At 62.9% G+C, this 16,747-nt stretch carries 17 protein-coding genes and 2 tRNA genes; 13 read left to right on the top strand and 6 right to left on the bottom strand.

Annotated elements, in window-relative coordinates:
- The first annotated feature begins 38 nt into the window (after nucleotides 1-38).
- The 4 genes from C7A17_RS17045 (at nucleotide 39) to C7A17_RS17030 (ending at nucleotide 3,534) form a co-directional block, all read left to right on the top strand.
- Nucleotides 39-557: a DUF2878 domain-containing protein gene (locus tag C7A17_RS17045; protein ID WP_106739131.1), complete on the top strand. Its 519-nt coding sequence runs from the start codon at nucleotides 39-41 to the stop codon at nucleotides 555-557.
- Between the two features lie 60 nt (nucleotides 558-617).
- Nucleotides 618-932 (top strand): YkgJ family cysteine cluster protein, encoded by a 315-nt coding sequence (locus C7A17_RS17040; protein WP_106739130.1) that lies wholly within the window; start codon nucleotides 618-620, stop codon nucleotides 930-932.
- Between the two features lie 553 nt (nucleotides 933-1,485).
- The gene (locus tag C7A17_RS17035; protein ID WP_106739129.1) at nucleotides 1,486-2,619 is read left to right on the top strand and encodes an HPP family protein; all 1,134 of its coding nucleotides are present in this window, start codon (nucleotides 1,486-1,488) and stop codon (nucleotides 2,617-2,619) included.
- Between the two features lie 54 nt (nucleotides 2,620-2,673).
- Nucleotides 2,674-3,534, top strand: a complete 861-nt coding sequence (locus C7A17_RS17030; RefSeq protein WP_106739128.1) for a LysR family transcriptional regulator — start codon at nucleotides 2,674-2,676, stop codon at nucleotides 3,532-3,534.
- A gap of 106 nt (nucleotides 3,535-3,640) precedes the next feature.
- Here C7A17_RS17030 and C7A17_RS17025 read toward each other — a convergent pair whose 3' ends face one another.
- The 6 genes from C7A17_RS17025 to hemA form a co-directional block, all read right to left on the bottom strand.
- Complete coding sequence (locus C7A17_RS17025; protein WP_106739127.1) at nucleotides 3,641-4,156, bottom strand: acyloxyacyl hydrolase; 516 nt, start codon at nucleotides 4,154-4,156, stop codon at nucleotides 3,641-3,643.
- 96 nt (nucleotides 4,157-4,252) lie between these two features.
- Nucleotides 4,253-5,041: a glutamate racemase gene (gene murI, locus C7A17_RS17020; RefSeq protein WP_106739126.1), complete on the bottom strand. Its 789-nt coding sequence runs from the start codon at nucleotides 5,039-5,041 to the stop codon at nucleotides 4,253-4,255.
- Nucleotides 5,031-5,783 (bottom strand): molybdopterin-synthase adenylyltransferase MoeB, encoded by a 753-nt coding sequence (locus tag C7A17_RS17015; protein WP_106739125.1) that lies wholly within the window; start codon nucleotides 5,781-5,783, stop codon nucleotides 5,031-5,033. Before C7A17_RS17015 ends, murI begins: the two co-directional genes overlap by 11 nt.
- Nucleotides 5,784-5,787: 4 nt before the next feature.
- Nucleotides 5,788-6,621 (bottom strand): peptide chain release factor N(5)-glutamine methyltransferase, encoded by an 834-nt coding sequence (gene prmC / locus C7A17_RS17010; RefSeq protein WP_106739124.1) that lies wholly within the window; start codon nucleotides 6,619-6,621, stop codon nucleotides 5,788-5,790.
- Between the two features lie 140 nt (nucleotides 6,622-6,761).
- Complete coding sequence (gene prfA / locus C7A17_RS17005; protein WP_106739123.1) at nucleotides 6,762-7,844, bottom strand: peptide chain release factor 1; 1,083 nt, start codon at nucleotides 7,842-7,844, stop codon at nucleotides 6,762-6,764.
- On the bottom strand, nucleotides 7,841-9,121 hold the full coding sequence (gene hemA / locus C7A17_RS17000) for a glutamyl-tRNA reductase (protein WP_106739122.1): 1,281 nt from the start codon (nucleotides 9,119-9,121) through the stop codon (nucleotides 7,841-7,843). Before hemA ends, prfA begins: the two co-directional genes overlap by 4 nt.
- 209 nt (nucleotides 9,122-9,330) lie before the next feature.
- Here hemA and C7A17_RS16995 point away from each other — a divergent pair, with 209 nt between their 5' ends.
- The 9 genes from C7A17_RS16995 (at nucleotide 9,331) to ychF (ending at nucleotide 16,732) form a co-directional block, all read left to right on the top strand.
- The gene (locus tag C7A17_RS16995; RefSeq protein WP_106739121.1) at nucleotides 9,331-11,058 is read left to right on the top strand and encodes a tetratricopeptide repeat protein; all 1,728 of its coding nucleotides are present in this window, start codon (nucleotides 9,331-9,333) and stop codon (nucleotides 11,056-11,058) included.
- The gene (gene lolB / locus C7A17_RS16990; protein WP_106739120.1) at nucleotides 11,055-11,672 is read left to right on the top strand and encodes a lipoprotein insertase outer membrane protein LolB; all 618 of its coding nucleotides are present in this window, start codon (nucleotides 11,055-11,057) and stop codon (nucleotides 11,670-11,672) included. The genes C7A17_RS16995 and lolB overlap by 4 nt, the downstream gene beginning before the upstream one ends.
- A gap of 430 nt (nucleotides 11,673-12,102) precedes the next feature.
- Nucleotides 12,103-13,002 (top strand): 4-(cytidine 5'-diphospho)-2-C-methyl-D-erythritol kinase, encoded by a 900-nt coding sequence (gene ispE, locus C7A17_RS16985; protein WP_394337045.1) that lies wholly within the window; start codon nucleotides 12,103-12,105, stop codon nucleotides 13,000-13,002.
- Nucleotides 13,003-13,028: 26 nt separating this feature from the next.
- A tRNA-Gln gene (locus C7A17_RS16980) sits at nucleotides 13,029-13,103 on the top strand.
- Nucleotides 13,104-13,159: 56 nt separating this feature from the next.
- A tRNA-Gln gene (locus C7A17_RS16975) sits at nucleotides 13,160-13,234 on the top strand.
- A 46-nt stretch (nucleotides 13,235-13,280) separates the two neighbouring features.
- Complete coding sequence (locus C7A17_RS16970) at nucleotides 13,281-14,222, top strand: ribose-phosphate pyrophosphokinase (protein WP_106739119.1); 942 nt, start codon at nucleotides 13,281-13,283, stop codon at nucleotides 14,220-14,222.
- Nucleotides 14,223-14,330: 108 nt separating this feature from the next.
- Nucleotides 14,331-14,936: a 50S ribosomal protein L25/general stress protein Ctc gene (locus tag C7A17_RS16965; protein ID WP_106739118.1), complete on the top strand. Its 606-nt coding sequence runs from the start codon at nucleotides 14,331-14,333 to the stop codon at nucleotides 14,934-14,936.
- A gap of 69 nt (nucleotides 14,937-15,005) precedes the next feature.
- The gene (gene pth, locus C7A17_RS16960) at nucleotides 15,006-15,596 is read left to right on the top strand and encodes an aminoacyl-tRNA hydrolase (protein WP_106739117.1); all 591 of its coding nucleotides are present in this window, start codon (nucleotides 15,006-15,008) and stop codon (nucleotides 15,594-15,596) included.
- A 35-nt stretch (nucleotides 15,597-15,631) separates the two neighbouring features.
- The gene (ychF, locus tag C7A17_RS16955; RefSeq protein WP_106739116.1) at nucleotides 15,632-16,732 is read left to right on the top strand and encodes a redox-regulated ATPase YchF; all 1,101 of its coding nucleotides are present in this window, start codon (nucleotides 15,632-15,634) and stop codon (nucleotides 16,730-16,732) included.
- Nucleotides 16,733-16,747 lie beyond the last annotated feature (15 nt).

Below are 16,747 nucleotides of genomic sequence, written 5' to 3'. Positions count from 1 at the left end.
TAGACTGCGCCGCCTGGATCATCCACAGGGAAGCCGCAATGCCCAGACTGCTCGCCAATGCCATCCTCTTCCAGCTCGGCTGGTTCGCCTGCGTGCTCGGCGGCGACGGGCCCTGGTTGCTGGTCGTGGCAGTCGCGCTGGCCGTGCACCTGTTCTGGGTAAGCAGTTGGGCAGCAGAGGGCAAGTTGCTGCTCAGCATTTTCCTGTTCGGCTGTGCGGTGGATAGCTTCCTGCTGCATCTGGGCGTCTTCGATTTCGGCGAGCCGCGCACGCTGATCCCCCTGTGGCTGGCGTCGCTATGGCTGCTCCTGGGCACAACCCTCAATCACTGCCTGGCCTGGAGCGCGCAACCCTGGTGGCGCGCCAGCCTGCTCGGTGCCATCGGCGGGCCCATGGCCTATTACGCGGGCGCGCAACTGGGCGGTGTACAACTGCCACTGGGCAACGTCACGACACTGGGGCTGCTGGCGATAATCTGGGCCATGGTACTTCCGGTGTTGCACGGTTTCGCCAGGCTCTACCGCCTTCAGTACCAACAGCGACAGCGCCTGCAGTGACACCCCCAGGACGACGAAGCCACACCTGCAAGGCGCCCGTCTCACGTAGACTGTGCGCCCATGAATGACACCATCCCCCTCCGCCAATTGCCGAGCGAGCCCAGCGTCAGCTGCAGCACCTGCGCGGCCTGCTGCTGCCAGCTGGAAGTCATGCTGATCGGTGATACCGGCGTGCCACAACGCTATATCGAGACTGACGACTGGGGCGGCGAAGTGATGCGCCGCCTGGACGATGGGTGGTGCATAGCGCTGGATCGCGACAGCATGCGCTGCACCATCTACGCCCAGCGCCCACTGATCTGCCGTGAGTTCGAACTGGGCGCCGCCGAATGCCTGGAAGAACGACGCGGCATCGCCACCGCCTATACGCAGTGAAATTGCACATATGAATCTTAATGATCAGATAGTGCAATTTAACGAATATCAACGAGCGACTCTGCGTTAGTTCACCGCTCTCCAAGGCTCACCGCCACTCGAACAAAGCCCCAGGACAGTGCATCCAAGCACGCCAGGCGGCATTTGATATCAAAAAAATAGAATACAAACGTCTTTATTATTAATTAGTCGCCCCCATCGTCATCACGCACAATTTCGGTGCTTCCTTCAGCGAATCGATCCGCACGTTCACAGCCAGGCGAAGCGCCAGCGCCGAGCGATGGAAGGGACATGCCTGAAATTCTCAGCAAAACGGAATCACGATGGCTCACCTTGCGACTGCCCCGACGATGACAATGATCAGCTCGTCCGCCGCCTCACCCTCACCTCCCTGTTCGCTTGCCTGATCACACAGCCACTCGACGAACACTCGGCCAAGGATCACCTGCTCGCCTGAACGTCCTTCGCCCAGGGATGGGCGTCCCGATGTGCCGCCTGCGGCACTTTGTCGGCTCTTCAACAGTGAGGAGCCTTCTTTTTTCTTCCGGACACCATGAACACATCATCACGCCTGCACCAATGGTGCCGCGCTTTTCTTCCTGAGGCTCCGCACACACGCTCACGGGAATGGCTGCGTGCGGCACTCGGCGCCAGCCTGGGGTTTACCTTCGCCACCTGGTTGTGCAGCCAGCTCTTCGGCCTGCAGTTGGCCGTGCATTTCTCCGGGCCGCTGGCCGCTTCGGCGGTATTGCTGTTCGCCGTGTCCTCCGGCGCACTGGCGCAGCCCTGGTCGATTCTCGGCAGCTACCTGTGTGCCACGCTGGTCGGCGTGCTGGTCGGCCACTTGCTCGATCACAGCCTGCTCGGCGCCGCGCTGGCGATAGGCCTGAGCTTGCTGCTGATGTGCCCGCTACGCTGTCTCCATCCACCAGGCGGTGCCATCGCCTTCTGCGTGGTGTTCGCGCCGATGATTCCGGGGGTGCCCAACTGGTATCCAGCCCTGACGGTGGTGATCGCCGCACTGGCCCTGCTCGGTTGCGCACTGCTCTACAACAACCTCACCGGCAGGCGCTACCCACGCCAAAGTGCAGCAGCGCCCGATGCACATCACACTGGCGACCCGTCCCCAGGCGAGCGTATGGGCATTCGCGGCACCGACCTCGACCAGGCCCTCGACGAACTCGGCGCCTTCGTCGACGTGACCCGCGAGGATCTGGAGCTGATCGTGAAAAATACCGAGCGCTACGCGCTGCGCCGCAGCATGGGCGGCATCTGCGCCGGCCAGGTGATGTCCCGTGACCTGGTCTGCGCCGCGCCGAACACCAGCATCAAGCAGGGGCTGCACCTGCTGCGCCACCATCACCTCAAGGCACTGCCGATTCTTGACCGCAATCGGCAACTGGTCGGTATCGTCAGCCTGAGCGATCTGGTCGCGCCCCTGCATAGCCGCCCAGCCAGGCGCTTCGGCCTGTTCGAGCGCAAGCCACGGCCGCGCCTGGGCGAGCTGATGAGCAGCCCGGTGCGCTGTACCACTGTCGATACGCACGTCGCCGATCTGATCGACGTACTGTCCGACCGCGGCCTGCATTGTCTGCCGGTGCTGGAGAACAACAAGCTGGTGGGGATCATCACCCAGACGGATCTGATCGCAGCCCTGCAACGAGAGCTCCTGGCCCATTTCGACTAATCACCACAGCCCGTAAACTGCAGCCTCTGCCCGCTCCCGGAGCATCAACGCGACATGGACATCGATCTCACCCGCACCTTTCTGGAAATCGTTCGCAGCGGCAGTTTCATCGCCGCCGCCGAACGCCTGCATGTCACCCAGACGGCCATCACCGCGCGTGTCCAGAAGCTGGAGGGCCACCTCAATTGCACGCTGTTCGTGCGTAACCGCGCCGGTGCCAAGTTGACAGCGGACGGCGAGGCTTTCGTCTCCTACGCCAACCAGATCCTGCAGACCTGGGAAGCGGCGCAGCGCGAACTGCCGCTGCCGGACGGCTACCACAACGTGCTGCGTATCGGTGGTGAGATCAGCCTGTGCAATCCGTTGATGCTGCACTGGGTCAGCCGCATCCGCGCCAATATCGATCAGTACGCCGTGCACACTCATATCGGCGATGGCCAGGAACTGCTGCGCCAACTGGAGCTGGGCGTGCTGGATGCCGCCCTGGTCTACCAGCCGACCTACTGGCCGGGTATGCAGGTAGAACAGCTGCTGGAGGAAAAACTGATTCTGGTGCGCGCGAAAAAGGCCGAGCCCTACGTATACGTCGACTGGGGCGAGGCCTTCCGCCTGCAACACGACAGAGCGCTACCGGATCAGGCCAAGGCGCCGGTGTCCTTCAACCTTGGCCCGCTGGCCTTGCAGTACATCCTCGAACATGGCGGCTCCGGCTACTTCCGCACGCGGGTGGTGCAGAGTTACCTGGACAAGAAGGTGCTCAAGCGTGTGCCGCGTGCGCCGGAATTCAACTACCCGACCTACCTGGTGTATTCCCGCGAGCGCGACTCTGTCGTACTGCAGCAGGCTTTCGAACTGCTGCGCGAAACCGTCGCCGAAGATACCGATTGGTCGCAGCGCTGGGATCCGATGATCTGAGCCACACCTGAAACGAAATCGCCCCTCATCTAGAGGGGCGATTTCGTTGTAGCGCTGCCGAAACAACCTTTCGATTCGGTGGGCTGAAGCAGATCGTGAACAGGTCTCAGAAGCTCATGCGGTAGTGCAGCGTATAGGCTTCGACGCCATCGTTAGGCTGCTTGATACCGGCGTTGGAGTAGTGGAGCGCGCGCAGACCGATTTCCTGACCGGAAAAGCGCAGGCCAACGCCAATGCGGTCTTCGAACTGGAAGGACGACCCCAGGCGATTGTCTTCCAGCTCGGTGCTGGCGAACGCCGCCACACCGATACCGGCCTCGATGTAGGGGCGCACGGTCTCGCCAGCAAACTCATAGACGAACACCGGAGCGAACGACAGGCTGTGGTTGCTCGCAGTCTTGTCGCCATCCCAGTAGGTGTAACCCAGATCCCAATAGCCGGTCAGGCGACCAACACTGCTCTGCAGCCAGCTGGTATTCCAGTCCCACTGCGCGCCCAGACGGTAAACCATGGTGGAGTCGCCACTCTGACCAATGGCTGCGGTCACGTCCGCAGCTTGCGCAGATCCAATCACCGCGAATGACAACGTCGCAGCTGCAGCTAAGGCACACAACTTCTTCATGAGTTCTTCCTTAATTGGCGGGAGATTTTTATCAGGCTCGCTACAAAAATATAGAAATATTCGGTATCAGGGAAAGCCTGATACGCAAAAAACTCACTATAGCGAAAGAACTTCGGCCTGTTCACCCAGCAAAATCGGCAATACTCGGCAAAGTTGCGCAGTCTCGCCACTGCTCCAGTAACGGGTCGGTTGCACGGATGCGGTCGCCAGCAGACCGTCCTGGATCAATAACCGTTGCAGTTGTCGTGCGACTGCCGCGCCTGTGTCGATCAGGGTCACCGACTCCGGCACGAGTTCGTGCAGCAACGGACGCAGGAATGGATAGTGCGTACAGCCTAGGATCAGCGTGTCGCAGCCTTCGGCCAGCAACGGCGAGACATAGCCTTGCAGCAACGCCCGTGTGGCTGGCGCCTGCAGCTCGCCTGCCTCGATGCATTCCACCAACCCCGGACAGGGCTGCGTGATCACCCGCACGTCATTGGCGAAACGATCGAGCAAAGCGGCGAACTTGGCACTCTTGAGCGTGCCGGTAGTAGCCAGCACACCGACCACACCACTGCGCGTCGCAGCCGCTGCTGGCTTCACGGCCGGCTCCATGCCGACGATAGGTAGATGCGGATAACGCGCGCGTAGCTCAGCGCCGGCTGCCGCCGTGGCGGTATTGCAGGCCAGCACCAGCGCCTTGGCGCCCTGCGCCAGCAGGTGCTCGATGATCACCACGCAGCGTTCGCGAATGTACTCGGGGCTCTTCTCGCCATAGGGCACATGGCCGCTGTCGGCGACGTAAAGCAGCGACTCGTTCGGCAACAGCTGACGAATCTCGCGCAGCACCGACAGGCCGCCGACGCCGGAGTCGAAAACGCCAATCGGCGCGTTACTGGGCATCGCCGCAGACACCGCAGGCCGGGTCGCGCTTGACCCGCAGCTCGCGAAAACGCGTGCCCAGCGCATCGATCAGCAACAGGCGGCCCACCAGCGGCTCACCGAAACCGGCCAACAGCTTGAGTGCCTCCAGTGCCTGCAGGCTGCCGACCAGCCCCACCAGCGGACCGACCACGCCGGCTTCGCTGCAGGTCAGCTCGGCTTCGCTGCCGTGACCATAAAGGCAGTGATAGCAGGGGCTGGCGGCGTTACGTGGATCGAACACCGACAGCTGGCCTTCCAGGCGAATCGCCGCGCCAGAAACCAGCGGCTTGCCGCCCGCGACGCAGGCCGCGTTGACAGCCTCACGCGTGGCGAAATTGTCAGAGCAGTCCAGTACCAGATCGACACCGCTCACGGCAGCCGCCAGCGAGTCGGCGTCCAGTGCCTGGCGATGCGGCACCAGGCTGATCTGTGGGTTGATCGCTGCCAGGCGCGCCATGGCCGAATCCACCTTGGCCTGGCCGATGCTGGCGGTGTCGTGGGCAATCTGCCGCTGCAGGTTGGTCAAATCCACCGTATCGAAGTCGGCCAGGTGCAACTCGCCGACCCCGGCAGCGGCCAGGTACAGGGCCACTGGCGAGCCCAGCCCGCCCATGCCGACGATCAGCACACGACCCTGCTTGAGGCGCAGTTGCCCTTCCACATCGATCTGTTTCAGCAGAATCTGCCGGCTATAGCGCAGCAGCTCATCATCGCTCAGCATCTGATCACTCACGGTCGAAACGTCCCAAACTGATGCGCTCGTGACCGGCTAGGTCACGCCGGCTGTGCACCTCGACGAAGCCTTCGGCAGCAAGCAGCGCGCGCACGTCAGAGGCCTGGTCGAAGCCATGTTCCAACAGCAACCAGCCACCCTCCAGCAAATGCTGCGGCGCGGCCTGGATGATCGCACGAATGTCGTCCAGCCCGTCGCTGCCGGCTACCAGCGCGCTACTCGGCTCGAAGCGCACGTCGCCCTGGTCGAGATGATGATCATCGGCGCGGATATAAGGTGGGTTGCTCAGGATCAGGCCGTAACGCTGTCCGGCCAACGCAGAGAACCAGTGGCTCTGCACGAAGCTGGCGTTGCCCAGGTTCAGGCGCTGGCGATTGCGCTCGGCCAGCGCTACGGCATCCTCGACACGATCCACACCCGTTACTTGCCAGGCTGGGCGCTCGCTGGCCAGGGCCAGGGCAATGGCACCAGTACCGGTGCCCAGGTCGAGCACCGCCAGCGGTGCGGCGGGTAGCCGTTCGAGCGCGGCTTCCACCAGCAGCTCGGTATCCGGACGTGGGATCAGGGTGTGCGGCGCTACTTCCAGATCGAGGCTCCAGAAGCCCTGGCGCCCAAGGATGTAGGCCACCGGCTCGCCGCTTCGACGGCGCTGCATGAACGCGTTGAATTGCGCCTGCTGAGCTGCGTCCAGCTCACGCTCCGGCCAAGTGCGTAAATAGCTACGTGGTTTGCCCAGCGCGGCCGCCAACAGCAACTCGGCGTCCAGCCGCGGCGTCGGCGAGTCGGGCAGATCAGCGGTAGTGAGCAGGGATTCGATGGTGGCCATATTTCTCTCGTAGCCCGGATGCAATCCGGGAAGTATGTCCCCGGACTGCATCCGGGCTACGGTTATGGTGCGCACGGCGCACCCTACGGTATACGCGGCGTAGGGTGCGCCATGCGCACCGCAATGACCTCAAGCGAAACTCAGTCGCCCAGTGCCGCCAACTGATCGGCCTGGTATTCGGCCAGCAGCGGTTCGATCACCGCCTCCACGCCACCTGCCATCACTTCGTTCAGCGAATAGAGGGTCAGGTTGATGCGATGGTCGGTCACCCGGCCCTGCGGAAAATTGTAGGTACGGATACGCTCGGAACGGTCGCCGGAGCCCACCAGCAGCTTGCGCGTTTCGGAGATTTCCTTGTGCGCCGCCGCTTCCTGCTGATCCTGCAGCTTGGCCGCCAGCCAGGCCATGGCCTTGGCGCGGTTCTTGTGCTGCGAGCGCTCTTCCTGGCATTCCACCACCGTGCCGGTAGGAATGTGGGTGATGCGGATCGCCGAATCGGTGGTATTGACGTGCTGACCACCAGCGCCGGAGCTGCGGTAGGTATCCACACGCAGATCGGCCGGGTTGATCTCGATGGCCGCCTGCTCGTCCGGCTCCGGTAACACCGCCACGGTGCAGGCCGAGGTATGGATGCGGCCCTGCGACTCGGTTTCCGGCACGCGCTGTACGCGGTGCGCGCCGGACTCGAACTTGAGCTTGGCGTAGACATTGTCGCCTTCGACGCGGGCGATCACTTCCTTGAAGCCGCCGTGCTCGCCTTCGTTGGCCGACAGCACCTCCACCCGCCAGCCCTGCTTCTCGGCGTAGCGCGAATACATGCGGAACAGGTCGCCAGAGAAGATCGCTGCCTCGTCGCCACCGGTGCCGGCGCGCACCTCCAGGTAGACGTTGCGCCCGTCATTGGGGTCTTTCGGCAGCAACATGCGCTGCAGACGGTCTTCCAGGTCGACCAGTGCCTCCTTGGCCTGGGCTACCTCTTCCTCGGCCATCTCACGCAGATCCGGATCGCTGTCCTTGAGCAGCGCCTGGGCGCCTTCGAGGTCGCTCTGCACCTTGCGCAGCTCGCGGAAGGTGGCGATCACCGGCTCGATCTCGGCGTATTCCTTGGAGTAGGCACGGAACTGGGTCTGCTTGGAAATCACCTCGGCGTCGCCGAGCAGCGCCGTCAACTCCTCGAAGCGATCGCTGAGGTTGTCGAGCTTGTTCAACAGTGAAGCTTTCATTGCAGACCTTTGTCCTGCGGCGCGCTCTCGTCGAGGGCGAACAATTCCTGAGCCAGGCTGAGCGCATCGATGCGCCCCTCGGCGGTGAGTTTCTTCATGCGCACGCTGGGAGCATGCAGCAGCTTGTTGGTCAGGCCGCGCGCCAGTTGCGCCAGCACGTCTTCAGGGTTGCTGCCGTTGGCCAGCATGCGCTGCGCCTTGGCCAGTTCCTCGTCACGCAGACGCTCGGCCTGCTGGCGATAGGCCCTGAGCACATCCACAGCGGCCAGCTCGCGCAGGCGCTGCATGAAATCGTCGGTGCCGGCGGCCACCAGTTCCTCGGCGGCCTGCGCCGCGCCCTGGCGGCTCTTGAGGTTTTCCTCAATGACTTCGTGCAGGTCATCGACGGTGTAGAGGTAGACGTCGTCCAGCTCGCCGACCTGCGACTCGATATCGCGCGGCACGGCGATGTCGACCATGAAAATCGGCTTGTGCTTGCGTTTTTTCAGCGCACTTTCCACCGCGCCCTTGCCGAGGATCGGCAGTTGGCTGGCCGTGGAGCTGATGACGATATCGCTGTGCGCCAGCTCTTCGGGAATGTCCGACAGCAGCACCGCGTGCGCGCCGAATTGCTCGGCCAACTGGCTGGCACGCTCCAGAGTACGGTTGGCGACGACGATGCGCTTGATCCCCTGGTCGTGCAGATGGCGCGCCACCAGGCTGATGGTCTCGCCAGCGCCGATCAGCAGCGCCTGGCTGCGGTGCAGGTCGGCGAAGATCTGCTTGGCCAGGCTGACAGCGGCGAAGGCCACGGACACCGGGTTCTCACCGATGGCGGTATCGGTGCGCACGGTCTTGGCTGTGCTGAAGGTGGCCTGGAACAACCGGCCGAGCAGCGGCCCGACGGTGCCGGCCTCGCGCGCCACAGCATAGGCGGACTTGAGCTGGCCGAGAATCTGCGGCTCGCCCAGCACCATCGAATCCAGCCCGCAGGCCACGCGCATCATATGGCGTACCGCCTCGTCCTCGCTGTGCACGTAGGCACAGGCACGCAGTTCGTCGACGCTCAGGCGGTGGTAGTCGGCCAGCCACTGCAGCACTTCGTCGCTGCTCAGCTGATCCTGCTCCAGGTACAACTCGCTGCGGTTGCAGGTGGAGAGGATCGCCGCCTCGCGGCTGGGCGTCAGCCGACACAGCTGCTGCAGAGCCTCGACCAGTTGCTCCGGGGTGAAGGCAACGCGCTCGCGCACCTCTACCGAGGCGGTCTTGTGGTTGATACCGAGGGCGATAAAGGCCATGCAGGGTCGCTGAGGGGCAATACGGAAGCCGACAATTGTCCTACTTCGCTTCCGAGAGAACAACTCCCGCGACCGATTGTCCCAATAGACAGTTCGCCGCATCGTCCAGGCCAGTGGGCTTGCCCCGAGGCTTGTGTCATGATGCCGCGAACGTCGCAGGGCACGAGCCAGCACGGCCGTCGCCCCGGAATAACGCACGACAAGGCACTATGAACAGACCCCTCGCGTTAGTCACTGCAATTGCCCTTCTCAGCGGCTGCCAAACCTTCGCCCCCAGCGAGCCAGACGGCACGCCACCGGTACAGGAAGCCGACCAGACCACCCAGCTGGAACCGAGTGAATACGGCTCGTTCAGCCAGGAAACCCTGTTCGCCCTGCTCACCGCCGAATTGGCCGGCCAGCGCAATCGCTTCGACATTGCCCTCGGCAACTACGTGCAGCAAGCGCAGATCACGGGCGACGCCGGCGTTGCCGAGCGCGCCTTCCGCATTGCCGAATACCTGGGTGCCGAACAGCCAGCGTTGGACAGCGCGCTGATCTGGGCCAAGAACGCGCCGAACAACATCGACGCGCAGCGCGCCGCCGCCGTGCAACTGGCACGCGCCGGCCGCTATGACGAATCCATGACCTACATGGAACAGGTGCTGCAACGTCAGGGCGACACCCATTTCGACTTCCTCGCCCTGTCTGCCGCGGAAACCGACCCGGACACCCGCGCCGGCCTGCTGCAAGGCTTCGACCGCCTGTTGAGCAAGAACCCGGACAACAGCCAGCTGCTGTTCGGCAAGGCCATCCTCCTGCAGCAGGACGGTCGCACCGAGGAAGCCTTGAAGTTGCTGGAGGATCAACCGGCCAGCCAGACCGAGGTTTCGCCGATCCTGCTGCGCGCTCGCCTGCTGCAAAGCCTCGGCCGCGGTAACGAAGCGCTGCCGCTGCTGCAAAAAGGCATTCGCCAGAATCCGGACGACAAACGCCTGCGCCTGACCTACGCCCGCCTGCTGGTCGAGCAGGATCGCCTGGACGATGCCAAGGGCGAGTTCTCCAAGCTGGTGCAGGAAAACCCCAACGACGATGACCTGCGCTTCTCCCTGGCACTGGTGTGCCTGGAGGCCGAGGCCTGGGAAGAGGCCATCGTTTACCTGCAAGAACTGGTCGAACGACGCAGCCATGTCGACGCCGCCCACTACAACCTGGGCCGCGCCTACGAGGCGCTGGACGACATCGACAGCGCTCTGCAGGAATACAGCCTGGTTGGCCCGAGCAACGACTACCTGCCGGCTCAGCAACGCCAGGCCGCGTTGCTGTTCGACCAGCACCGCGACGAAGAAGCCAGCGCACGCCTGGCCCAGGCCCGCGACGCCCAGCCCGACTACGCCATCCAGCTGTACCTGATCGAAGCCGAAGGGCTGAGCAACCGCAGCCAGGTCGAAGCCGCCTGGAACACGATCAACCAGGGCCTGGAACAGTTCCCCAACGACCTGAACCTGCTCTATACCCGTGCCATGCTGGCGGAAAAGCGTGGCGACCTGGCCCAACTGGAAACCGACCTGCGCTACATCATCAAGCGCGAGCCGGAACACGCCATGGCCCTCAACGCCCTCGGCTATACCCTGGCCGATCGCACCACCCGCTACGAAGAAGCCCGCGACCTGATCGAGAAAGCGCACCAGCTCAACCCGGAAGACCCGGCCATTCTCGACAGCCTCGGCTGGGTGAATTACCGCCTGGGCAACCTCGACGAGGCCGAACGCCTGCTGCGCCTTGCCCTGGAGCGCTTCCCCGACCACGAAGTCGCCGCACACCTGGGCGAAGTGCTCTGGGCCCAGGGCAAACAGCGTGAAGCCAAGCGCGTCTGGCGCGACGCCTTCGCCGATGCGCCCGACAGCCCAATCCTGCGCGACACCCTGTTGCGCCTGACCGGTTCCGAGACCCTTTGATGCTTCGTCACCTGCTCGTATTCAGCCTTATCGCCCTGCTCGCCGGCTGCGCAGGCCTCACCTCGCGCGAAGCGGTGGAAGGCCAGGGCAACCCTGCCGACTGGCAGGCCCACAAGAAACAGATCGCCCAGCTCGACGGCTGGCAGATCAACGGCAAGATCGGCATTCGCGCCCCGCGCGACTCCGGCAGCGCGACGCTGTTCTGGCTGCAGCGCCAGGACTACTACGACATCCGCCTTTCCGGCCCACTCGGTGGCGGCGCCGCACGCCTGACCGGCCGCCCCGGCGACATCCTGCTGGAAGTCTCCAACCGCGGCCGCTACCAGGCCGAGTCCCCGGAAGCGCTGCTGCGTGAACAACTGCGCCTCGACCTGCCAGTGTCCAACCTGCTCTGGTGGATTCGCGGCCTCCCCGCGCCGGACAGCCGCAGCCGCATCACTCTCGACAGCGACAGCCACCTGGCGCGCCTGGAACAGGACGGTTGGCAGGTCGAGTACCAGCGCTACGCCGAGCAGAATGGCTACGCCCTTCCTGAACGCTTGAAGCTGTACGGCCAGGATCTGGAAATCACCCTGGTGATCAAGGATTGGCAGCCACGCCAACTCGGCCAGTAACGCCCCATCGCCCTCTCCCCTGGCCCCTCTCCCGCAAGCGGGAGAGGGGAGCCCCCCTCAACGCACACACCACCATTCCCTGCAGGAGCGGCTGGGCGGTATTCCGTTTCAGCCGCGAAGCACTCCCCTGCAAACTCAACGGATACCACCACACCGGCAATCCGGAGCGCCCCCAAACACCCGTCCCGGATTGCATCCGGGCTACGCACGTCAACAGCACAGCAGACACAGCAGACACAGCAACACCGTAGCCCGGATGAAATCCGGGGCAATCCCCAGACTACGAACCTGACAACACCACCTCCCTGCAAACGGGAAAGCTCCCGACACCACCGCTCCCGCAGGAGCGGCTAGGCCGCATTCCGTTTCAGCCACGATGGCCATCTGACGCGCCGCACCTGTCGATGCATTTCCCGGATAGAATCGTCACATGCCTCACGACGACGCCCCTGCCCCGACCATGACCGCCATACCCGCCCAAGCCGAACTGATCCTGCCCGCACCGGCCAAGCTCAACCTGATGCTGCACATCCTCGGCCGCCGCGCCGACGGCTATCACGAGCTGCAGACCCTGTTCCAGTTTCTCGACCATGGCGACGAACTCGGCTTCGCCCTACGCCAGGACGGCGAGATTCGCCTGCACACGCCCATCGACGGAGTAGCGCACGACAGCAACCTGATCGTGCGCGCCGCGCGTCGCTTGCAGGAAGTCAGCGGCACCCACCTGGGCGCGGACATCTGGCTCGACAAGCGCCTGCCCATGGGCGGCGGTATCGGCGGCGGCAGCTCGGACGCCGCCACCACCCTGCTCGGTCTCGACCACCTGTGGAACACGCAACTCGGCGAAGGTCGCCTGGCCGAGCTGGGCCTGACGCTGGGCGCCGACGTACCGGTTTTCGTGCGTGGCCGTGCAGCCTTCGCCGAAGGCGTTGGCGAACGCCTCACTGCGGTCGAACTGGAGGAACCCTGGTTCCTCGTCGCAGTACCGCAAGTCTTTGTCAGCACAGCAGAAGTTTTCACCGACCCTGAGTTGACACGCGATACGCCGCCCATTAAAGTTCGCAGCCTTCTTGCGGGGGGTGGTCGAAACGACTGCCAGCCGGTGGTTGAGAGGCGTTACCCAGAGGTTCGTAACGCCTTGATCTTGCTGAACAAATTTGTTCCGACAAGATTAACCGGCACTGGAGCTTGCGTATTTGGGAGCTTCCCAAATCGGGACGATGCTGATAAAGTCGCCCGCCAACTTCCAGGCACTCTGCCGAGCTTTGTCGCTCAAGGTCGCAACATCTCGATGCTGCACCGAAAGCTCCAAGCATTGGCCAAGAAGTGAATGCCAAGCATTCGGTTATACGATACAGGGGCGTCGCCAAGCGGTAAGGCACCAGGTTTTGATCCTGGCATGCGTTGGTTCGAATCCAGCCGCCCCTGCCATAACCTTCCACGGAAGGCATCGTCAACCGAGTCAAACAGCATTCGATACTGAATATAGGGGCGTCGCCAAGCGGTAAGGCACCAGGTTTTGATCCTGGCATGCGTTGGTTCGAATCCAGCCGCCCCTGCCATTTTCCATACCCATCCAGGTATACCCCCAGCCGGCAGGTACTGCGCGTGTCCAAGATGATGGTCTTCACGGGGAACGCAAACCCCGATCTGGCGCGACGGATCGTTCGTCAGCTGCACATTCCCCTCGGCGATGCTTCGGTCGGTAAATTCTCCGACGGCGAAATCATGATCGAAATCAACGAGAACGTCCGTGGTAAGGACGTCTTCCTGATTCAGCCGACCTGTGCACCCACCAACGATAACCTGATGGAACTGGTCGTGATGGCTGACGCCTTCCGTCGTTCCTCGGCTACCCGCATCACCGCGGTCATCCCCTACTTCGGCTACGCCCGTCAGGATCGCCGTCCGCGTTCTGCACGTGTGGCGATCAGCGCCAAAGTAGTGGCCGACATGCTCACCGTGGTCGGTATCGACCGCGTACTGACCGTCGACCTGCACGCCGACCAGATCCAGGGCTTCTTCGACATCCCGGTGGACAACATCTACGGCTCCCCGGTACTGGTCGATGACATCGAAGACCAGCGCTTCGAAAACCTCATGATCGTTTCCCCGGACATCGGCGGCGTCGTTCGCGCTCGCGCCGTGGCCAAGAGCCTGGGCGTCGACCTGGCCATCATCGACAAGCGTCGTGAGAAGGCCAACCAGTCCGAAGTGATGCACATCATCGGTGACGTCGAAGGCCGTACCTGCATCCTCGTCGACGACATGGTCGACACCGCCGGCACCCTGTGCCACGCGGCCAAGGCCCTGAAAGATCGCGGCGCAGCCAAGGTTTACGCCTACTGCACCCACCCGGTACTGTCCGGTCGCGCGATCGAGAACATCGAAAATTCCTCGCTGGACGAACTGGTGGTCACCAACACCATCCCGCTGTCCGCGGCTGCACAGTCCTGCTCGCGTATTCGCCAGCTCGACATCGCCCCGGTTGTCGCTGAAGCGGTTCGCCGCATCAGCAATGAAGAATCGATCAGCGCCATGTTCCGCTAAGGAACATCCGCTGACGTAAAGCGCCCCGCCACGTGCGGGGCTTTTTGCCCTACCGCCCCAACGCTGGTCGCAAGCGTAAAGGCGGTTTGGTTATTTTGGAGAAGTGAAATGACTGTTGAATTTGCCCTGAATGCCGAAGTGCGTTCCGACCTGGGGAAAGGTGCGAGCCGCCGCCTGCGTCGTAACGCCAGCCTGGTTCCTGCCGTAATCTACGGCGGCGAAAAAGCCCCGCAATCCATCAGCCTGCTGGCCAAAGACCTGGCCAAGCTGCTGGAAAACGAAGCTGCCTTCAGCCACGTGCTGAGCCTGGACGTTGCCGGCGCCAAAGAAAGCGTCGTCATCAAAGCCCTACAGCGTCACCCGGCCAAGGGTTTCGTTCTGCACGCTGACTTCCAGCGCGTCGTTGCCGGTCAGAAACTGAGCGCCCACGTACCCCTGCACTTCATCAACGAAGCAACCTCCGTTGGCGTGAAGCAGCAAGGTGGCGAAGTTTCCCACACCATCAACGAAGTCGAAGTTTCCTGCCTGCCGAAAGACCTGCCGGAATTCATCGAAGTCGACCTGGCTGCCGTAGAAGTCGGTCAGAACCTGCACCTGTCCGACCTGAAACTGCCGAAAGGCGTTGAGCTGGTCGCACTGGCTCACGGTAACGACCTGGCAGTGGCCAACATCCACGCCAGCCGCGTGAAAGACGAAGAAGGCACTGCCGAGTAATCCACTCGCAGCGTCGGAAACCGATCCGGTAGGCGACACTCCGGATCATTTCCTAGAAAGGGCTCCTGTATGACTGCCGTACAACTGATCGTTGGCCTGGGTAACCCGGGCCCCGAATACGACCAGACCCGGCACAATGCAGGGGCCCTTTTCGTTGAGCGCCTGGCCGAAAGCCAGCGCGTCAACCTGAGCGTAGATCGCAAGTATTTCGGCCTGGTGGGCAAGTTCGTCCATCAGGGTCGCGAAGTTCGTCTGCTCATCCCCACCACCTTCATGAACCGCAGCGGCCAGGCCGTGGCGGCGTTGGCGAATTTCTTCAAGATCAAGCCTGAAGAAATCCTGGTGGCCCACGACGAACTCGACATGCCCCCCGGCGTCGCCAAACTCAAACAGGGTGGCGGGCACGGCGGGCATAACGGGCTGCGCGACATCATCGCCCAGCTCGGCAACCAGAATAACTTCCACCGCCTGCGGCTCGGCATCGGCCACCCCGGGCACGCCAGCCTGGTTTCCGGTTTCGTCCTCGGCCGCGCCCCGCGCAGCGAGCAGGAACTGCTGGACAAGAGCATCGACTTCGCCCTCGACGTCCTGCCGGAAATACTCGCTGGCGACTGGGCCGTCGCCATGCGCAAGCTGCACAGCCAGAAAGCCACTTCTTAACCTTATTCACCGCCTTTGGCGCGAGGGACAACACCATGGGATTCAATTGCGGCATCGTCGGCCTGCCCAACGTCGGCAAGTCCACCCTGTTCAATGCCCTCACCAAATCCGGTATCGCGGCCGAGAACTTCCCGTTCTGCACCATCGAGCCGAACAGCGGTATCGTGCCAATGCCAGACCCGCGCCTCGATGCCCTGGCCGAAATCGTCAAACCCGAGCGCATGATCCCCACCACCATGGAGTTCGTCGACATCGCCGGCCTGGTCGCGGGCGCCTCGAAAGGTGAAGGCCTGGGCAACAAGTTCCTCGCCAACATCCGCGAGACCGACGCCATCGCCCACGTGGTGCGCTGCTTCGAAGACGACAACGTCATCCATGTCGCCAACAGCGTCGACCCCAAGCGTGACATCGAGATCATCGACCTCGAACTGATCATGGCCGACCTCGACAGCTGCGAGAAGCAACTGCAACGCGTGGCCCGCACCGCCAAAGGTGGCGACAAGGAATCCGTGGCGCAGAAAGCGCTGCTGGAAAAACTCATCCCGCACCTCACCGAAGGCAAGCCAGCGCGCAGCCTGCTCAAAGACCTGGGTGACGACGAGAAGCGCCTGGCCAAGACCTTCCACCTGCTCACCACCAAGCCGGTGATGTACATCGCCAACGTCGCCGAAGACGGCTTCGAGAACAACCCGCTGCTCGACGTGGTGCAAGCCATCGCCGACGCCGAAGGCGCCATCGTCGTACCGGTGTGCAACAAGATCGAAGCCGAGATCGCCGAACTGGACGATCTGGAAGAAATGCAGATGTTCCTCGAAACCATGGGCATGGAAGAGCCGGGCCTGAACCGCGTGATCCGCGCCGGTTACTCGCTGCTCAACCTGCAGACCTACTTCACCGCTGGCGTGAAGGAAGTGCGTGCCTGGACCGTCAAGGTCGGCGCCACCGCCCCGCAATCGGCTGCTGCCATCCACACCGACTTCGAAAAAGGCTTCATCCGCGCCGAAGTCATCGCCTACGACGACTTCATCCAGTACAAGGGCGAAGCCGGCGCCAAGGAAGCCGGCAAATGGCGCCTGGAAGGCAAGGAATACATCGTCAAAGACGGCGACGTGATGCACTTCCGCTTTAACGTTTGATAGTTGTAAGCAGTG

It is taken from the genome of Pseudomonas mendocina, assembly GCF_003008615.1.
Taxonomy (GTDB): Bacteria; Pseudomonadota; Gammaproteobacteria; order Pseudomonadales; family Pseudomonadaceae; genus Aquipseudomonas; species Aquipseudomonas mendocina_C.
The sequence above is the reverse complement of the archived record's forward strand: the minus strand, read 5'-3'. Positions and strand labels throughout refer to the sequence as shown.

Excerpts from the sequence above, each read along its gene's own strand:
- C7A17_RS17045 (WP_106739131.1), top strand. The coding sequence starts at position 39 with ATGCCCAGACTGCTCGCCAATGCCATCCTCTTCCAGCTCGGCTGGTTC.
- C7A17_RS17040 (WP_106739130.1), top strand. The coding sequence starts at position 618 with ATGAATGACACCATCCCCCTCCGCCAATTGCCGAGCGAGCCCAGCGTC.
- C7A17_RS17035 (WP_106739129.1), top strand. The coding sequence starts at position 1,486 with ATGAACACATCATCACGCCTGCACCAATGGTGCCGCGCTTTTCTTCCT.
- C7A17_RS17030 (WP_106739128.1), top strand. The coding sequence starts at position 2,674 with ATGGACATCGATCTCACCCGCACCTTTCTGGAAATCGTTCGCAGCGGC.
- C7A17_RS17025 (WP_106739127.1), bottom strand. The coding sequence starts at position 4,156 with ATGAAGAAGTTGTGTGCCTTAGCTGCAGCTGCGACGTTGTCATTCGCG.
- murI (WP_106739126.1), bottom strand. The coding sequence starts at position 5,041 with ATGCCCAGTAACGCGCCGATTGGCGTTTTCGACTCCGGCGTCGGCGGC.
- C7A17_RS17015 (WP_106739125.1), bottom strand. The coding sequence starts at position 5,783 with ATGCTGAGCGATGATGAGCTGCTGCGCTATAGCCGGCAGATTCTGCTG.
- prmC (WP_106739124.1), bottom strand. The coding sequence starts at position 6,621 with ATGGCCACCATCGAATCCCTGCTCACTACCGCTGATCTGCCCGACTCG.
- prfA (WP_106739123.1), bottom strand. The coding sequence starts at position 7,844 with ATGAAAGCTTCACTGTTGAACAAGCTCGACAACCTCAGCGATCGCTTC.
- hemA (WP_106739122.1), bottom strand. The coding sequence starts at position 9,121 with ATGGCCTTTATCGCCCTCGGTATCAACCACAAGACCGCCTCGGTAGAG.
- C7A17_RS16995 (WP_106739121.1), top strand. The coding sequence starts at position 9,331 with ATGAACAGACCCCTCGCGTTAGTCACTGCAATTGCCCTTCTCAGCGGC.
- ispE (WP_394337045.1), top strand. The coding sequence starts at position 12,103 with ATGCCTCACGACGACGCCCCTGCCCCGACCATGACCGCCATACCCGCC.
- C7A17_RS16965 (WP_106739118.1), top strand. The coding sequence starts at position 14,331 with ATGACTGTTGAATTTGCCCTGAATGCCGAAGTGCGTTCCGACCTGGGG.
- pth (WP_106739117.1), top strand. The coding sequence starts at position 15,006 with ATGACTGCCGTACAACTGATCGTTGGCCTGGGTAACCCGGGCCCCGAA.
- ychF (WP_106739116.1), top strand. The coding sequence starts at position 15,632 with ATGGGATTCAATTGCGGCATCGTCGGCCTGCCCAACGTCGGCAAGTCC.